Annotated in this window: 19 protein-coding genes; 11 read left to right on the top strand and 8 right to left on the bottom strand. The window is 65.4% G+C overall.

The window, feature by feature from the left end; translation table 11 throughout:
- The first annotated feature begins 5 nt into the window (after nt 1-5).
- The 3 genes from CFE28_03200 (at nt 6) to CFE28_03190 (ending at nt 2,431) form a co-directional block, all read left to right on the top strand.
- Nucleotides 6-791 carry an oxidoreductase gene (locus tag CFE28_03200; GenBank protein OYU69092.1) on the top strand — a complete coding sequence of 262 codons (786 nt, stop codon included), beginning with the start codon at nt 6-8 and terminating at the stop codon, nt 789-791.
- The gene (locus tag CFE28_03195; protein OYU69091.1) at nt 788-1,363 is read left to right on the top strand and encodes a phosphoglycerate kinase; all 576 of its coding nucleotides are present in this window, start codon (nt 788-790) and stop codon (nt 1,361-1,363) included. Before CFE28_03200 ends, CFE28_03195 begins: the two co-directional genes overlap by 4 nt.
- 321 nt (nt 1,364-1,684) lie before the next feature.
- On the top strand, nt 1,685-2,431 hold the full coding sequence (locus CFE28_03190; protein ID OYU69090.1) for a YebC/PmpR family DNA-binding transcriptional regulator: 747 nt from the start codon (nt 1,685-1,687) through the stop codon (nt 2,429-2,431).
- A gap of 9 nt (nt 2,432-2,440) precedes the next feature.
- On the opposite strand, the gene CFE28_03185 is transcribed toward CFE28_03190, so the two are convergent.
- The 4 genes from CFE28_03185 to CFE28_03170 all read right to left on the bottom strand — a co-directional run bounded on the left by CFE28_03185 (nt 2,441) and on the right by CFE28_03170 (nt 7,483).
- Nucleotides 2,441-4,135 carry a hybrid sensor histidine kinase/response regulator gene (locus tag CFE28_03185; GenBank protein OYU69089.1) on the bottom strand — a complete coding sequence of 565 codons (1,695 nt, stop codon included), beginning with the start codon at nt 4,133-4,135 and terminating at the stop codon, nt 2,441-2,443.
- A complete protein-coding gene (locus CFE28_03180) occupies nt 4,132-5,247 on the bottom strand; it encodes a hypothetical protein (protein ID OYU69088.1) in 1,116 nt (371 codons plus the stop codon). The genes CFE28_03185 and CFE28_03180 overlap by 4 nt, the downstream gene beginning before the upstream one ends.
- A 93-nt stretch (nt 5,248-5,340) precedes the next feature.
- Nucleotides 5,341-6,504, bottom strand: coding sequence for an aminotransferase DegT (locus tag CFE28_03175; protein OYU69087.1), 1,164 nt, complete (start codon nt 6,502-6,504; stop codon nt 5,341-5,343).
- 73 nt (nt 6,505-6,577) lie between these two features.
- Nucleotides 6,578-7,483: a LysR family transcriptional regulator gene (locus CFE28_03170; protein ID OYU69086.1), complete on the bottom strand. Its 906-nt coding sequence runs from the start codon at nt 7,481-7,483 to the stop codon at nt 6,578-6,580.
- Nucleotides 7,484-7,540: 57 nt separating this feature from the next.
- Between CFE28_03170 and CFE28_03165 the strand changes: the two genes are divergently transcribed.
- From CFE28_03165 to CFE28_03155, 3 genes are all read left to right on the top strand, one after another.
- Nucleotides 7,541-8,980, top strand: a complete 1,440-nt coding sequence (locus CFE28_03165) for a hypothetical protein (GenBank protein ID OYU69085.1) — start codon at nt 7,541-7,543, stop codon at nt 8,978-8,980.
- 103 nt (nt 8,981-9,083) lie between these two features.
- The gene (locus tag CFE28_03160; GenBank protein OYU69084.1) at nt 9,084-9,824 is read left to right on the top strand and encodes a site-2 protease family protein; all 741 of its coding nucleotides are present in this window, start codon (nt 9,084-9,086) and stop codon (nt 9,822-9,824) included.
- A complete protein-coding gene (locus CFE28_03155) occupies nt 9,824-10,531 on the top strand; it encodes a type I pantothenate kinase (protein ID OYU69083.1) in 708 nt (235 codons plus the stop codon). The genes CFE28_03160 and CFE28_03155 overlap by 1 nt, the downstream gene beginning before the upstream one ends.
- Here CFE28_03155 and CFE28_03150 read toward each other — a convergent pair.
- A complete protein-coding gene (locus CFE28_03150; GenBank protein ID OYU69082.1) occupies nt 10,528-11,262 on the bottom strand; it encodes an enoyl-CoA hydratase in 735 nt (244 codons plus the stop codon). The two genes, CFE28_03155 and CFE28_03150, sit on opposite strands and share 4 nt — an antisense overlap.
- 60 nt (nt 11,263-11,322) lie before the next feature.
- Here CFE28_03150 and CFE28_03145 point away from each other — a divergent pair, with 60 nt between their 5' ends.
- A complete protein-coding gene (locus tag CFE28_03145) occupies nt 11,323-11,796 on the top strand; it encodes a hypothetical protein (GenBank protein OYU69081.1) in 474 nt (157 codons plus the stop codon).
- 2 nt (nt 11,797-11,798) lie between these two features.
- On the opposite strand, the gene CFE28_03140 is transcribed toward CFE28_03145, so the two are convergent.
- On the bottom strand, nt 11,799-12,056 hold the full coding sequence (locus tag CFE28_03140; GenBank protein OYU69080.1) for a hypothetical protein: 258 nt from the start codon (nt 12,054-12,056) through the stop codon (nt 11,799-11,801).
- A 188-nt stretch (nt 12,057-12,244) separates the two neighbouring features.
- Between CFE28_03140 and CFE28_03135 the strand changes: the two genes are divergently transcribed.
- Nucleotides 12,245-13,222, top strand: coding sequence for a nitronate monooxygenase (locus CFE28_03135; protein ID OYU69079.1), 978 nt, complete (start codon nt 12,245-12,247; stop codon nt 13,220-13,222).
- Nucleotides 13,223-13,278: 56 nt separating this feature from the next.
- Here CFE28_03135 and CFE28_03130 read toward each other — a convergent pair whose 3' ends face one another.
- Nucleotides 13,279-13,587, bottom strand: coding sequence for a hypothetical protein (locus CFE28_03130; GenBank protein OYU69078.1), 309 nt, complete (start codon nt 13,585-13,587; stop codon nt 13,279-13,281).
- Nucleotides 13,588-14,176: 589 nt separating this feature from the next.
- Nucleotides 14,177-14,593: a hypothetical protein gene (locus CFE28_03125; protein OYU69077.1), complete on the bottom strand. Its 417-nt coding sequence runs from the start codon at nt 14,591-14,593 to the stop codon at nt 14,177-14,179.
- Nucleotides 14,594-14,768: 175 nt separating this feature from the next.
- Between CFE28_03125 and CFE28_03120 the strand changes: the two genes are divergently transcribed.
- From CFE28_03120 to CFE28_03110, 3 genes are read left to right on the top strand one after another with little or no spacing between them, the layout of a single operon-like run.
- The gene (locus CFE28_03120; protein OYU69076.1) at nt 14,769-15,275 is read left to right on the top strand and encodes a crossover junction endodeoxyribonuclease RuvC; all 507 of its coding nucleotides are present in this window, start codon (nt 14,769-14,771) and stop codon (nt 15,273-15,275) included.
- A complete protein-coding gene (locus CFE28_03115; GenBank protein OYU69075.1) occupies nt 15,272-15,883 on the top strand; it encodes a Holliday junction branch migration protein RuvA in 612 nt (203 codons plus the stop codon). Before CFE28_03120 ends, CFE28_03115 begins: the two co-directional genes overlap by 4 nt.
- Nucleotides 15,880-16,917, top strand: coding sequence for a Holliday junction branch migration DNA helicase RuvB (locus CFE28_03110; protein ID OYU69074.1), 1,038 nt, complete (start codon nt 15,880-15,882; stop codon nt 16,915-16,917). The genes CFE28_03115 and CFE28_03110 overlap by 4 nt, the downstream gene beginning before the upstream one ends.
- Nucleotide 16,918 lies beyond the last annotated feature (1 nt).

The following is a 16,918-nucleotide window of genomic DNA, read 5'->3' as shown; positions in this document are numbered from 1 at the left end:
TCGACATGGGACGTCTCTCCGGCAAGACCGTTGTGATCACCGGCGCGGGCTCGGGCATTGGCCGGGCCAGCTCCCTGCTGTTCGCCAGCGAGGGCGCCAGCCTGATGATCGCCGACAAGTTCGAGACGGTGGATGAGACCGCCCAGATGGTCCGGGACGCCGGCGGGGTGGCGAAATCCAGGGTCGGCGACGCCGGCGACGAAGCCTTTGTGGAAAGCCTGCTGGCTGCAGCCGTCTCGGAATATGGCGGTCTGGACGCGGTCTGGGCCAATGCCGGCATTTCCGGCGGCTGGACGCCTTTCGAGGAACAGGACGCCGCCTTCTGGGCCGAGGTCCTGCGGGTCAACCTGATCGGCCCCTTCCTGGCCATCAAGCACGCCACGAAGATCATGGTTCCCGCAGGCAAGGGCTCGATCATCTGCACGGCGTCGGTGGCGGGCATCCGCTCGGGCGCCGGCGGCTCGCCCTATTCGGCCTCAAAGGCCGGGGTGATCAACCTGGCCCAGACCTCGGCCAACGAGTTCTATGGCACCGGCGTGCGGGTCAACTGCATCTGCCCCGGCCTGATCGAGACCGGCATGACCAAGCCGATCTTTGACGGCGCCCGGGCCCGGGGCAATGAGGACAAGATCGGCCAGCTGAACCCCATGGCTCGCTATGGCGTGCCTTCGGAAATCGCCCATGCCGGCCTGTGGCTGGCTTCTGACGACAGCTCCTATGTGAACGGTCAGGCCATTGTGGTGGACGGCGGCCTTTCCAGCTCCCATCCCGTGGTCCGCCGCAAGAAGTGATCTATCTGCTGAGACACGGCCAGACGGAGTTCAATCGCGAGCTCCGTTTTCAGGGACATCTGGATTCACCCCTGACGGAACTGGGTGTTACCCAGGCAGGCGCCATGGGGCGTCGCCTGGGGGCCCTGATCCCGAAGCCCGGGGATTGGCGCATCATCGCCAGTCCCCTTGGCCGCGCACAGGCCACGGCCAGAATCGTCGCTGAAGCCTTGAACCTCCCTGAAATCGAAACCGACCCCAGGCTGATCGAAATCACGGTTGGCCGATGGGACGGCCGCCTTCGGTCCGAGGTCGAACAGGAGGCGGGCCCAAGCTTCAATGCATCAGGATGGAGCTTCAGTTCTCCGGATGGGGAAAGCTTTGACTCTACCGCAGCCCGGACCCGCGCCTGGCTGGACGGCCTGCCGCCGGAAGGCGAGCGCAGGATCATCGCCGTCTCCCACGGCGTCACCACCCGCGTCCTGCGCGGGGTCTATGCCGGGCTCAGTCGGGAAGAGACCCTGACACAGGCCGTACCCCAGGACGCTTTCTTTCGCCTCCAAGGCGGGCAGATCACCCGCATCGAGGTCTAGCGGCGATCTGTCGCCCGCAAGACCGCCAGCACCCCAAGGGTCAGGCCGACCCCCAGGGCGAAGGCTGCAGTCACGGCGCCGCCCAACGCAACCGGGGGCGGCGGGCGTTCCTGCCAGTGCACGACAGGCTCGTCGGGCGGGTCCTACAGGACATCGATGTCGGTCTTGGGCATGGGCGATCTCCCGGTGCGAGGCCTGATCCCGTCATGGATCAGGGCCTGCGTCCTTGATCTGAAACACCTAACCGTCGTCAGCGTCTGGCGTTCCGCGCCCTGCAAGGCTAAAAGCGCGGTCCAATTCAAACCGCCTGATCGAGATCCCATGGCCGGCCATTCGAAATTCAAGAACATCATGCACCGCAAGGGCCGCGCCGATGCGGTCCGGTCCAAGCTGTTCTCCAAGCTGTCGCGCGAAATCACCGTGGCCGCCAAGTCGGGCATGCCCGACCCCAACATGAACGCCCGCCTGCGGCTGGCCGTGGCCAACGCCAAGGCCGAGTCCATGCCCAAGGACAATATCGACCGGGCCATCAAGAAGGCCACCGGCGGCGATGGCGAGACCTATGACGAAATCCGTTATGAGGGCTTTGGCCCCGGCGGCACCGGCGTCATCGTCGAGGTCCTGACCGACAACCGCAACCGCGCCGCAGCCAATGTCCGCTCCATCTTCTCGAAGAATGGCGGCAATCTGGGTGAAACCGGTTCGGTGTCCTTCATGTTCGACCGGCTGGGCCAGATCACCTATCCGGTCTCGGCGGGCACGGAAGATTCGGTGATGGAAGCCGCCATCGAGGCCGGCGCCGAAGACGTTGAGTCCGATGAGGAAGGCCACACGGTCTACACCGCCTTTGACGCCCTTTCGGAAGTCTCCCAGGCCCTGGAAGCCAGCCTGGGCGTCGCCAAGTCGACGCACATCATCTGGCGTCCGAAATCAGGGGTCCCTGTGGAAGGCGACACCGTCGCCACCCTGCTGAAGATGATCGACGCCCTGGAAGACGATGACGACGTCCAGAACGTCTATGGCAATTACGAGATTTCCGACGCCGACATGGACAAGTACGGCGGCTAGGCCAGGGGTCTATTCGGCGGCTGCATGAACAGCCGTCGGGTGATTGGCGGCGCGGACGAGGGCCCCCATCAGGGACTCGGCGCTGATCGGCTTGGCGACGAAATCTGTCATGCCGGCCTCAAGGCAGGCGTTGCGGTCCGCGGCGCCAACATTGGCGGTCAGGGCCACCACCGGCACGGTCCGGTTCGGGCCCTCGATGGCCCTCAGCCTTCGGGTCGCCGTCAGTCCGTCCATGACGGGCATCTGGGCGTCCATGAGCACCACATCGAAGGGCGACTTGCCCAGCAGGTCCAGGGCTTCAACCCCGTTGGTCGCCCAGCTGACCTCCACTGGCCACATCTCCAGCATGGCGCCGAGAATCCGGCGGTTGAGCTCATTGTCATCCACCGCCAGCACCCGCAGCTCCGGGGCTTCGTCCTCTTCGTGGGCGGCGGCCTGACGCTCCGCAGGATCAAGCACGGTTGCGGCCAGCCTGGCGCTGAAGGTGAAGGTGGACCCGCGGCCAATCCTGGAGACCAGGGTAAGGTCCCCATCCATCTGGGTTGCCAGCGATCGGGCGATGGCGAGCCCGAGACCCGTGCCGCCATATTGCCGGGTGATACTGCTGTCTGCCTGGACAAACGGGCTGAAGATGGACTCCAGGCGCTCCGGAGGAATGCCGATCCCCGTGTCGGCGACGTCGATCCGGAGCTGGCAGACGCCCTGCTCAGTTTTGCTGCTCAGATTAATGGACACGCCGCCGCGGGTCGTGAATTTCACGGCGTTTGAGACCAGGTTGAAGATGATCTGCCTCAGCCTCGTCGGGTCCCCCAGCACCATGTCGCTGTCGAGGCCACCTGTATCCACCGTCAGGTCAATGCCCTTCAGGCGCGCCGGATCGCTCCACATGGCGCCGACTTCGGCCGCAAGGTCCTGCAGACTGGTGGGATGGGCCTCGATTTCCAGCTGTCCGGCCTCGATCTTTGAATAGTCGAGGACGTCGTTCACCTGGGCCATGATCAACCGGCCGGCCTGGTTGAACATGCGAAGATAGCCCGCCTGCTTTTCATCAAGCGGCGTCCTGGCCAGCAGTTCTGCAGAGCCCAGCAGGGCGTTGAGGGGGGTGCGCAGTTCATGGCTCATCATGGCCAGGAAGCTCGACTTGGCTTCATTGGCGTTCTCAGCCGCTTCCTTGGCCTGTTTCAGGGCCAGTTCCCGGGCCTGACGTTCAGACTCATCGCGGATGCTGACCAGCCGGAAGTTCTCGCCATCCACCTTGCCAACACTGACGGTCACGGAGGCGGGAAAGGTCGTTCCGTCCAGGCGTTTGGCGATCACTTCGCTCGGAACATAGGCGGTCGCCAGCGAGCCGGGAATGAAGTCTTCGGCCTGCCGCCCGATCAGATCCACGGGCTCGGCGGCTCCAAGGTTCCAGGCTGCAGCCGCATTGGCCAGGGTCACTGCGCCGCGGCTGTCCACGGCAAGGAGGGGCTCGCGGGTTTTGAGGATGAAGTTGTTTACGGTCTGGCGGGCTTCGAGGGCGATCTGGCTGTTGAGTTCGGCCATCTCCTCCGACATGAGGCGGATGGATCGTTCCAGTCGGTCCCGGGCGCGGGAGTCATCGGAATAGGCCGATGACACCAGGGCGATCAGCTTGTCCGTATCAAGCTGACCGTCCGGTGAGGTGCACTGTTCTATCTGCCTTGCGAGCAGGGAATGCATCATACGGCCTCAAACACCGTCACCGTCATGGTCTGGTTGTGCAGGTTGCAGGTGCCCTGATACCCGTTTGGAGAGATTTCGCCATAGGAATAAAAGCCCGCATGGGCGACACCGCCCAGGGCCTTGACCACAGCCTGCACCTCTTCGGTCGCCTTTTGCCCAAGCAGCAGACGCCGCCCGATGCAGGACACCAGCATGGCGAAGCTGTCCGGCCCGGCGCCGGAGGCTTCGACCCCTGCCTGCCCGGCGCCTTCAATCAGTCCATTGATCTCGCCGACCATCAGTTGCGCCGTCCAGCCTTCTGGCATGTCACCGGCAAAGTTCATGCCCCCCGTCGCTTCGTCAATGCCCAGAATGGTCCGCACCACGGTCTCTTCGGGGTTGGCGGGATTGGAGACCTGAAGGGGATAGAAGAGGGCGGATCCCGGAAGGGCCTCGGCCTCGTCTCCAAGATAACGCTTGTAGAGTTCAAGGGCGGACTTGTTGTCCATCTCGTAGAGGGTATTGCCTTCCGAGCGGGTAATGCGGCGCATGGGGCCAAAGACCTGCCAGCCCCCGTAGGATCCGGTGCGCAGACGCAGGGCCTTTCCGAAAAAGCCGACCGCAACTATCCGGCCTGGCGCCAGGACGCCGTCGCAGCCCACCAGGGTCTCGCCGAACCGGTCAGCATCGCCGGCCAGCCCGCCATTGATCGAGGCGTTTTCCCCAAGGATCTCGCGGAAGCCGTCCACCAGGGCCGAGCCATTCACCCGGGCGCCGTCAGAGACAATAAAGACACCGGCGAGATCATCGCCGTGAAGCTGGGCCGCCAGGGTCTTGCCTGCGTCGTGACTTTCCCCGGCCATGGCGATGTCCAGGGACACCACCTGGACCTTCACGCCATCAAAACCCAGGCAGGCCGCGACCCCACCGCCAACCATGGCCTCGCCCCCGGCGATCTCGCCCCCGGTTGTGCAGCCGATGACGGGTGTATCGGGAAAGCGGACCTTCAGATCGGCGAAGGCCGTGCTCTGTCGCGCCAGGTCGGGGTCCAGAAAGGCGAAGACCACGTCAGGGGTATTTGCCCCGCCGGGTGTCCAGCCGCCGTCCCGATAGTCCAAGACCTCACTGCGCATGACCGTCCCCGATTTTCAGCCTTGGGCTATCAGGCCTGATCAGCGTTGAGAAAGGGTTTCATTTTACTTTGGTCAAACCCGCTCAGGTCGTATTCAGCGGTTTCGCCCCACATGACTGCGGATGGCGCTGATGACCTGATCCTGATCGTCAGCGGTCAGATAGGGATGCATGGGCAGGCTCATCACCGTTGCCGACTTGGCTTCCGTCACCGGAAGGCCGCCAGGCGTGGGATAGCCGCTATAGACTCCCTGCCTGTGGATCGGGATCGGGTAGTAGACGGCCGTCGGAACACCGGCCTCCTTGAGGTGGGCGATCAGGCCATCGCGATCGGGAGTTTCGATGGTGTACTGGGCCCAGACGCTGATCCCGCCATCAATGACCTTCGGCGTGGTGACCACATCGGACAGGCCCGCGGCATAGCGATCGGCCACCCGGTTCCGGGCCTCGATCTCGTCGGCGAATATGGAGAGCTTCTGCAGCAGGATGGCAGCCTGGATGGTGTCCATCCGGCTGTTCATGCCCACCCGCATGTTCAGGTATTTGGGATCATGGTCGAAGGTCCTGCCTTCGATGTCGCCCTTCACCGCCTGACCATGGACCCGCAGGCTGACCAGCAGGTCATGGAAGGCGGCGTCCTTGCTCAGGACGGCGCCGCCGTCGCCGTAACAACCCAGGGGCTTGGCCGGGAAGAAGCTTGTGGTGGCCACATCGGCCCAGAGCAGGGGGTGATGGCCATTGAGGGTGCAGCCAAACCCCTGGGCGGAGTCGGCGATCAGTTTCAGGCCGTGTTTTGCCGCAACCGCAGCGATGGCCGGATAGTCGGCGGGCTGGCCGAACAGGTCCACGGCGATAATCGCGCGGGGGGTCAGCTTGCCCTCTGACTTTACGGCTTCAATCGCGGCGTCCAGCCTGGCGGGATCCAGGTTGAAGGTGTCGGGCAGGATGTCGACGAAGACCGGCGAGGCGCCGACCAGGGGCATGACTTCGGCCGTCGCGGCAAAGGTGAAGGACGGGCAGAAAACCGCATCGCCGGGGCCAATGCCCCAGGCCATCAGCGGCAGCTGCAGGGCCTCGGTGCCCGAGCCGCAGGACAGGACAAACGGCGCCTGGCCGAACTCGCCCAGGGCCTTCTCAAAGGCGGCGATCTCCGGGCCCATGATGTAGGCGCCGGACCGCACCACCTTGAGAATGGCGTCCTCCAGGGGCTGGCCGAGGCGCAGACGCTGGGCCTGAAGGTCGATGAACGGAATGGCCATGGGGAATCAAACTCTGTCGAAGGGCGGCGGTTCAATTGCACGGTCAGGCGGCTGACGCCAAACACGGTTGTTTTCACAAGGTTTCGGGCAGGGCCTGTGGCGGGGCAGGCACCTGGCCTGCGGTCTCGATCAGCCAGGCCCGAAAGGCTTCAACCGCCCTGCCCTGCGCAGTGTGCGGCGTGAGGAACCAGAACCGGGATGGGGTCGGAACAAAACCGAGGGGCGCCGCAAGCCGGCCTTCGGCAATGTCCCTGGCCACATAGATCCAGGGGCTGAGGCCGACACCCAGGCCTGCTGCTGCGGCTTCCAGGACATAGAAGATGTGCTCAAACTCCTGCACATCCCCGGTGGGCGGCAAAGTGATCCCGGCATGACCTTCCCATTCGGACCAGGCTGACTGGCGGGTTCCGGTGGTCAGTCTTGGCAGGCCTTCCAGACCGGTCTCGCCTGATCCCTTGAGCCGCGGAGAGAGAACCGGTCCATGGAAATTGTCCAGAAAGGCGATGGCCTCGACCCCCGCGACCGGCGGCGCTTCGGCAATGCGGATCGCCGCATCGAAACGGTCCCTGGAGAAGTCCACAGGGGCATAGGACTCAGTGACCCGCACGCGCAGGTCCGGATGCCGTTCATGAAAGTCCGCCAGGGCCGGGATGAGCCAGCGAATGGCCAGGGTGCCGACGCAGGACAGGTGCACTTCGTCCTTCTTGGCGCGGTTGACGGCGGTGATGGTGCTTTCGATCTGGTCGAAGGCGCTCGATAGGGTTCGCGCCAGGGCGGCGCCCGCCTCCGTCAGCTTGAGCTTGTGCCGGGGACCTTCAGTGAGGGGCAGCCCAAGGCTCTCCTCCAGGCAGCGCACCTGGCGACTGACCGCACCATGGGTGACGAAGAGCTCTTCGGCCGCCAGGGTCATGGCGCCCCGTCGGGCAAAGGCCTCAAACGCCCGGAGGCTGGTCAGTGACGGAAGATTGCGCTTTCGCATCGCCGCGATCCTGTGAGCTCAGATCACAAGAAGTGCACGTTTTTATCGTTTGTTGCAATGCAGCACGGGCATCATCTTACCGCCGGACCCGTCATGGAGACCGGCGCAATGATCTCGATCAAACCAGAAGCCGTTCCGCAGCCCTTCCGCCCGGCGGCGCCGGAAGAGACTGACCGGTGGCCTTCCTTTTACGACATGTTCTTCGGGGAAACGGCGCGGAACCCCCTGGTCGGCTGGCCGAGGGAGGTCTTTGATGTCCTAAACCGGAAGACCCGCCTGCTTCACCTGACCTATCACGGGATCAGCGACCCGGAGGGGGTCAAGCATGTCCTGCTGGACAACCATGCCAACTACACCAAACCCAGGATGATACGCGACGCACTGGCGCCGGCCATTGGCGAAGGCCTGCTCACAGCCGAAGGAGATCTCTGGCGGGAGCAGCGCAAGCTGATGGCGCCGATCTTCACTCCAACCACGGTGAAGTCCTTCCTGCCGATCTTCGTGGATCAGGCAAAGGCCTCGGCGGGGCGCTGGAAATCCGAGGGCCCTGGTCGACGGGACATGGCGATCGAGACCACTCACACGACCTTCGACATCATCAACGCCGCCCTGTTTTCCGGCGAGGCCGGCCTGGATCCGAACGAGGCCCGGCCCCATCTGGAAGCTGCGGTTTCCGCCCCCGCCGAATACCGGCTTGGTTTTCTGTTCGGCATGCCATGGCTGGACCAGAGCCCCCTGCAAAGGCGCGGGCGCACCGGCACCGCCTATCTGGTCAGCAAGGCGGAGGCCCTGGTGCGGAGGCGCCAGGCCGACCCTCATCCCGGCGAGGATTTCATGGGCCGGGTGCTCAGCGCATTCGCCGATCGCTACCCCCCCGAAAAGGCGGCGAAGCTGGCGGTGGACAATGCCCTGACCTTCATGGTCGCCGGCCATGAGACCACATCAAACGGCCTGGCCTGGGCGCTCTACCTGTTGAGCCAGGACCTCAAAGCCCAGGACTGGGCGCGGGAGGAAGCGATGGAGGCCTGGTCCGCTTCGGATGATCCCTCCGGGATTCTTGAAGACCTGCCCTACCTGCGGATGGTCTGGGAAGAGACCCTGCGGCTCTATCCGCCCGTCCCCCGGATCGATCGGGAGGCTCTGGCGGATGACATTGTCTGCGGGGAAAAGGTCCGGAAGGGCGACATGATCAGCATCTGGCCCTGGGTCATGCACAGGCACCGCAAGCTGTGGAACGACCCTGACCTGTTCAACCCGGAAAACTTTGACCCGGAAGCGAAGGCTGAGCACCACCGGTTTCAGTATATTCCCTTCGGCGCCGGGCCCCATGTCTGCATCGGCATGCCTTTCGCCCAGTCCGAAGCCCTGATCCTGCTGTCCTACTGGCTGACCCGGTTCACCTTCAGGCCGGCGCCCGACCACCGGGTTTTTCCAACCGCTCATGTGACCCTGCGGCCCCAGGGAGGCATGCCGCTGGTGATTGAGGCGCTCAGATAGCTTGAGTTCCACACAGCCCCGGCCATATTGGGCCGGTGGCGGTCTGACGCCTCGCTGGATGCCTGCCTTGGTTTCGACGTCCCAGACGCCCCCTGCCCGGTCCATGGGCGGCAATCCCATCCTGCTGGTGGTCACGATCTGGCTGGCCAGCGGCGTCGGCCTGACCGCAGCGCCCCAGTGGACCGGGGTCCTGACCTTTGTCTTCGTCATGTCCGGCTGGATGCTGGCCGTGGGCGTCCACGAGTATGGCCACGCCCTGGCGGCCTATATGGGCGGTGACTGGACGGTGAAGGGCAAGGGCTATCTGTCCATGGACCCCCGCAAGTACGCCGACCTGCAGACCACGGTGATTTTTCCCCTGCTGGCCCTGGCCCTGGGCGGCATCGGCTTTCCCGGCGGCGCGGTCTATCTGCGGGAAGACCTGATGCGCAGCCGGCTCTGGCGCTCGGCCTCCTCCCTGGCGGGTCCTGTCGGCACGCTGGTGGTCATGCTGGGTCTGGCCGCAGCCCTCCGCTTCTTTCCGCCGCCCGCTTCCCAGGCGGGCCTGAGCAACGCCATCGCCTTTCTGGCCTTCCTGCAGGGGACGGCCCTGGTCCTGAACCTGCTGCCGGCGCCGGGCTTTGACGGCTACGGGATCATCCGGCCCTTCCTGCCAGCCGGCGTCCGCGCCGCCGTGCGACGCTATGAAAACCTGGCGCCCCTGCTGCTGCTGGCGGCCATCTTCTTCATTCCGGCGGTCTCCAACGCCTTCTTCATAGCGGCCTTCCAGCTGACCGAACTGCTGGGCCTGTCGCAGATCTCGATCCTGAGCGGCCTGCAGGCCTTCCAGTTCTGGAAGGCCTGATGAGCCCCGTCGCCACCCTGGCTGCGGACCTCGCCGCCCGCCGGCCGTCCTCCGGTCCTCTGATTGTCGGCCTGACCGGCGCGGTCGCGGCGGGCAAGTCGACCCTGGCCGGAGAGCTGAAATCGGCCCTGGGCGGCAAGGCCGAGGTGGAGATCATCGCCACGGACGGCTTCCTGCGACCCAATGCCGAGCTGACGGCCCTGGGCCTGCTGGATCAGAAGGGCTTTCCGCCCACCTATGACAACGACGCCTTCCGCGCCGCCCTGACCGGCATCCGCACGGGCCCCGCCGTCTTCCCGACCTATTCCCACACCGCCTATGACATTGACCCGGCCCTGGCGCGGACCCTCAGCCCGCCGGACATACTGATCGTCGAGGGGCTGAACCTGCAGCACCGGGCCGTGGCGCCGCACGCCCCCGATCCCCTGGACCTGCTGATCTATCTGGACGCCGAGGAGGCGGATCTGGAGTCCTGGTATGTGGCGCGGTTCCTCGAACTCTGGGAGGAGGCCGAGCATGACCCGACCTCCTTCTACGCCCGCTTCCGGTCCATGAGCCGCGAGCAGACCGCAGACCTGGCCCGGATGGTCTGGACCGGGGTCAATCTGAAGAACCTGCGGGAAAACATCATACTGGCCAGGGACACGGCCGACCTTGTGGTCCGCAAGGCCGCCGACCACGCCATTGTCGAGGTTCTGAAGCGCTAGGTTTTGGCGACCCGCCCGGGCGCCGCCGACACGAAACCCGTGGACTGGACCGCATCAAACACAGCCTCGCCGCCGTCCGCCCGTCCGGCGCGCAGGGCGGCCTTGATCCCCGCCAGGGCCTGACCGCGATAGCCCCCGAGGGTCGCCGCCAGCTCGCAGGCGCGGGCGGTGGTCTGGTCATCCGCAACCACCTCATAGGCCAGGCCCAGCCGCAGCAGGTCCGCCGCGCCGGTGCGACGGGCGCCAAGGGTCAGTTGGGCCGCTACGGCCTCAGTGGTCCGCAGCCGGAGCCAGGCGATGTTCATGGGCGCCAGCATGCCCAGGGCCGCTTCACCCACCAGCAGGGTGGAATTTTCTCCCGCCACCAGAAGGTCGGCCGCCAGAGCCATGGAGGCGCCGGCATTGATGGCGTATTTTTCCATGGCGCAGATGATCACGGCCGGACAGCGATAGAGGGTCTTGTGCCAATCAGCCCAGTCTTGGGGCCAGGTCGCCCGCCAGGCCGGCGCCGGGTCCTCGGCGAAGGCGTCCACGTCCAGGCCCGAGCAGAAGACGCCCTCGGCGCCGCGCAGGACCACCGCCTTGGCGCCCCCCGCCAGCAGGGTGGCCAGGCCCGCCTGCAGATCAGCGACCATGGGGCCGACCAGGGCGTTCTTGCGGGCTGGCCGCGACAGGATCAGCTCGCCCCAGCCATCATGCAGGACGGCCTGGGCCATTGGCGATGTGCTCATGGGGTTTCCTCTCTTTTGGCCAGACTAGAAGCTAAGGCGCCGCCCTGCTAGGGCAAGACCATGACCACCCCTATTCAGATCTGGACCCGCGCCGTCTGGCATCCCGCTTTCAAGTGCGGGGGCTGGGCCTTTGTCCGGTCGGGCGCAGAACTCACCGGTCAGGCCGGGGGAGATCGCAATACCAGCCTGCAACGGATGGTCCTGGCCGGACTGACCGCCAGCCTGAAGGGCCTGCCCCCTGGGCCCATCGCCTTTGACGTCGGCGACCGGACGGTGGCGCAGATCACGGCGAAGATCCTGTCGGGCGCCGCCCTGTCCGAGGCGGAAACACCGTCCGAGGATCTGGATCTCTGGGCCCAGCTGACCACAGGCCTCAAGGGGCGCGGCGTGACATTCAGACTGGGCGCCCTGACCGCTGGCGGGCCCGCCGCCTTCGCCCAGGCCTGGGCGGATCTGGCCATGGACAAGTCCAAGGCCTCAGGGCCTTTTACGGCGGCTATTCCCCGGCCGAATCTCGCCCGGGTCACGGTCTAGGCTTACTGGGACTTTTCCGGACCGGCGTTCTGCATGGTGCGGGTCAGTTCCTTGGCTTCCTGGGCTTCCCGGGCCATCTGGCCCTTGGTCTTGCAGGTCCTGACCGGAAGCCGCGATCCCAGGGGCGCGGTGTACTTGCAGACCAGCTTGTTATCGTCTGCCGCAGGGGCGGAAGCCTGGGTTGCCGCCGGGGTCGAAGCGGGCGCCGCGGCCGGTGTCGCCGTGGCGGTTGCGGCGGCGAAAATCAGGGAGGCGATCATGGAAGTCATCCTGGGAGGGCGCGTTCCCCAGCCTCTTACCCCATACTTCTCCCTTCGCCAAAGCGCCCATGACGCCACGGCAGTATTGAAACCCCCAAAACGACGCATAAGAGTGTCGGCCGAGAGGCGCCATGACAGGCGCCCGGCAAAACCAGAGCTTCCAAACCCGTCCCCGAGGAAACCCACCCATGAAGACCCGCATCACAGAACTGTTCGGCATTGAGCACCCGATCCTCCAGGGCGGCATGCACTTTGTCGGCCTGGCCGAAATGGCCGCCGCCGTGTCCAACGCCGGGGGCCTGGGCATCATCACCGGCCTGACCCAGCGCACGCCCGACGACCTGGCCAAGGAAATCGCCCGCTGCCGGGAGATGACCGACAAGCCCTTCGGCGTGAACCTGACCTTCCTGCCTTCGGTCACCCCGCCGGACTATCCGGGCTACATCAAGGCGATCATTGAGTCGGGCGTGAAGGCCGTGGAGACCGCCGGCAACAATCCCGCCAAGTACCTTCCCGCCCTGAAGGAGGCCGGGATCAAGGTCATCCACAAGTGCACCTCGGTCCGTCACTCGCTCAAGGCCGAAGCCATTGGCTGCGACGCGGTCAGCGTTGATGGCTTTGAATGCGGCGGTCACCCCGGCGAGGATGACGTGCCCAACTTCGTCCTCCTGCCCCGCGCCGCCGAAGAGCTGAAGATCCCCTTCGTCGCCTCGGGCGGCGTGGCCAATGGCCGCCAGCTGGTGGCCGCCCTGGCCCTTGGCGCTGACGGCATCAATATGGGCACCCGCTTCATCGCCACCCAGGAAGCCCCGGTGCACCCCAATGTGAAGCAGGCCATTGTCGACGCCAGCGAGCTGGACACCCGCCTGGTCATGCGCTCCCTGCGCAATACCGAGCGCGTGCTGAACAACGCCGCGGTCGAGCGCCTGCTGGAAAAGGAAAAGGCCCTGGGCGCCAATCTGAAGTTCGAGGACATCATCGGCGAAGTGGCCGGGGTCTATCCGATCATCATGCAGAAGGGCGAGATGGACGCCGGCGCCTGGTCCTGCGGCATGGTCGCCGGCCTGATCCACGACATCCCCACCTGCAAGGAGCTGATCGACGGCATCATGGCCGAAGCCGACGCCCTGATCCGCCAGCGCCTGGCGGGATTCGCAATGGCCTGATCGGGCTGAAAAACGGGGCGGTTCCGGAAACGGCGCCGCCCTCAGCCTTGTTGCTTCTAGTAGCGCCGCCACTCGTAGTGGCACTTGTGCTTTGCGTTGATCTTGGCGACCTGACGACCGGTCAGGCCCCCGACGCCCGCGCCAATGATGGCGCCCCCGGTCTTGTTGTCATGACCAGCTACCGCACTCCCCACGAGCGCGCCACCAAGGGCGCCGACAACCGTGCCGGTATTGGCGGCTTGTTGAGGATTGCGGCAGACCCAGACCTTGTGGGTGCGGTGGCGGGCGGCGTCGGCGACCGTCGGTACGGCGATCGCCATCAGGGTTGAGAGGACGATGGCGGTTGTAGCGACAGACTTGCGCATCCGGTGGGTTCCTGGGCGGCTGGTGGTCTGTCAACGCTCTCAGGGGCGAAGGGTTGCGAGGGACATGGGGCGGTGGGGATCAAGGATGACCGGGTTCATCCGGTGTCACCGCAATTCCGGCTCCCGGTGATTGCCCCTTTGGATCAAATGGTGTGGCAGGCCTTGCACGACCAAGTGGGCGGGCTGGCCATGCAGGGCGATTTCTAGGGTGATAGAACGCAATAACTGGGGATTAGAATTTCGTACATTATCAATGTAACTTTATACTCATTCTTCAATTATCTTTAAAACTATCCTCCGAATGACAATAACAAATCCCATAAACAAAATGGATAGTGGAAGAACAATTAGACAAAATTTGAACAACTCTATAGAATAATTCTCTGGATTTGACAGTACAATACTTGTTATACACCATGCAATATATGCCAACATCGCGATCATCGCGTATTTTGTCTTTGTTATTACACTATCTATCATATCTCTCGCGTATATGTATTTACTATTCATCGTTAACACCCCTTGCAGAGACGGAACTCGGTGACAGGTCCAGTATTCTCCGGATTCCCGCTGGAACAGCCCTGGCTGCTCAACACGACTGCCTGTCTCCCGCTCGCCTGTCCGCAACAGCCTTCTCCATGAGCCCTGCCAGCACCCCGACATCCAGGTCGGAAAGCCTCCGGATATAGAGACACCCCTTGCCGGTCTTGTGCTTGCCTAGGGCGCCCACCTGATCCAGCACTGAATCCATGCCGTAAAGGCTGATGTCGCCCTTGCGGGAGGCGAACCCCACCAGGCAGATCTCGCCTTGCTTGCCGTTGGCCAGGGGATAGCGGTGGAGGTCGAAGCCGACGATGGACGGCCCCCACATGACGGCCTCGCACCCGGTGGCGCGAGACATCATGGCCGACAGGGCCTCGCAGTCGGCCCGGCGTTCGGCGTCGGTGAAGGCGCCGATATAGGCCTCGACACTGGCGATGGTGGCCCTGGTCTTGTTTTCCGCCATCCCGGTTCAACTCCGCGTCAGGTGACTGATGGCCTGAGGTAATCACCATCCCGGGTTTGTGGGAAGGGATGGCGTCTGGCGTGGCCGACCTGGCCTTCACCCCGCCTTAACCCTTCCCCCCTCAACTGCGGCGCGGTAAGAACATAAGCTGAACGCGCGACTCAAACGGGGGCCTATGGCTGCGATCCGCATATTGGGCCTGGACCCGGGTCTGAGGCACACCGGCTGGGGTGTCATTACGGTGGACGGCGCGCGCCTGTCCCATGTGGCCCACGGGGTGATCAACCCGAAGGACAGCCTGCCCTTCGCCGAGCGCCTGCGCCTGCTGTTTGAGGGCATTACCCAGGTGGTCGAACTTCACGCCCCCCATGAGGCGGCGGTGGAAGAGACCTTCATGAACAATAACGCCGCCTCGGCCCTGAAGCTCGGACACGCCCGGGCCATGGCCCTGGTGGTGCCTGCCCTGGCTGGCCTGCCCGTGGCCGAATACGCCGCCAAGGTGGTCAAGAAGGCCGTGGTGGGCACCGGCGGCGCCGACAAGGACCAGGTGGCCTTCATGATCGCCCGCATACTGCCTACAGCCGGGCCGACCACGGCGGACGCCGCCGACGCCCTGGCGGTCGCCATCGCCCACGCCCATGCCCGCAAGGCCCGGCACCTCACCGAAAGGTCGGCCGCATGATCGGGCGGTTGCGGGGTCTGGTGGCCGAGGTTGGCGAGGAAGAGGCCCTGATCGATGTGGGCGGGGTGGGCTATGTGGTCCGCTGCGGCGGGCGCACCCTGGGCCACCTGCCGGCCCTGGGGGAAGAAACCGTCCTGCACGTAGAGACCCAGTGGGCCGAGAGCACGGGCATGAAGCTTTACGGCTTCCTCGGCCGGGACGAGCGCCGGGCCTTTGTCCTGCTGCAGTCCATCCAGGGGGTCGGGCCCAAGGCGGCCTTGAGCGTTCTCGATGTCCTGCCGCCGCCGGATCTGGCCGCCGCCGTGGCCCGTGACGACAAGGCCTCGGTCGGCCGGGCCAGCGGGGTGGGTCCCAAGCTCGCCCAGCGGATTGTCACCGAACTGAAGGGCAAGCCGATCAGCGACGGCCCTGTGGCCGCCTTCCACGCCCAGGCCGCCTCCGCCCCGCCTCCGCCCTCGGCCGTGGGTGAAGCTGTGGCCGCCCTGCTGAGCCTTGGGGTCGCCGAGATCAATGCCCGCCGGGTAGTGGAGCAGGCCGCTCTGCGCCTTGGCGATGAGGCCTCCGTCCAGGCCCTGATCAAGGCCGGCCTGCAGGAGCTGGGCCGTTGAGCGAGCGGCTGATCTCCGGCGAGCCTGCGCCCCTGGACCCTTCCGACCGCGCCCTGCGGCCCCAGACCCTGGCGGAATTCGTCGGTCAGGCCCAGGCCAAGGGCAATCTCTCGGTCTTCATCGACGCCGCCAAGGCCCGGGGCGAGGCCCTGGATCACGTCCTGCTGTTCGGGCCTCCGGGTCTGGGCAAGACCACCCTGGCCCAGATCATCGCCCGGGAGCTGGGGGTCAATTTCCGTGCCACCTCGGGGCCGGTCCTGGCCAAGGCCGGGGACCTTGCGGCCATCCTCACCAATCTGGAACCCCGGGACGTCCTCTTCATCGACGAGATCCACCGTCTGGCCGCCAATGTGGAGGAGATCCTCTATCCGGCCATGGAGGACCATGTCCTGGACCTGATCATCGGCGAGGGCCCCTCGGCCCGGTCGATCCGCATTGATCTGGCGCCCTTCACCCTGGTGGCGGCGACCACCCGGGCGGGCCTGCTGGCCACGCCTCTCCGCGACCGGTTCGGCATTCCCCTGCGCCTGGAATTCTACACCCACGCCGAACTCAGCCAGGTGCTGAACCATGCGGCAGGCAAGCTGGGCCTGAACCTTGCCCCCGACGGCGCCGCCGAGATCGCCACCCGGGCCCGGGGCACGCCCCGGGTGGCCGGCCGCCTGCTGCGCCGGGTGCGGGACTTCGCCGCCGCCGACGGGGTCACCGTCATCGGCCAGGCCGCCGCCGCCCAGGCCCTGGCCCGGCTGGACGTGGACCCCGCAGGCCTCGACGCCCTGGACCGTCGCTATCTCCGCGCCCTGATCGAGAACTATGGCGGCGGCCCGGCCGGGGTCGAAACCCTGGCCTACGCCATCGCCGAGGCCCGGGACGCGGTGGAGGACGTGATCGAGCCCTTCCTCCTGCAACAGGGCTTCATCCAGCGCACGCCCCGGGGCCGCATGGCCTGCGCCAAGGCCTATACCCATATCGGCCTGACCCCGCCGCCCCAGATGCCAGCTGGCGGCCAGGGCGGCCTGTTCGACGAGACCTGAC

It is taken from the genome of Alphaproteobacteria bacterium PA2 (assembly GCA_002256425.1).
Classification (GTDB): Bacteria; Pseudomonadota; Alphaproteobacteria; order Caulobacterales; family Caulobacteraceae; genus Phenylobacterium.
The sequence above is the reverse complement of the archived record's forward strand: the minus strand, read 5'-3'. Positions and strand labels throughout refer to the sequence as shown.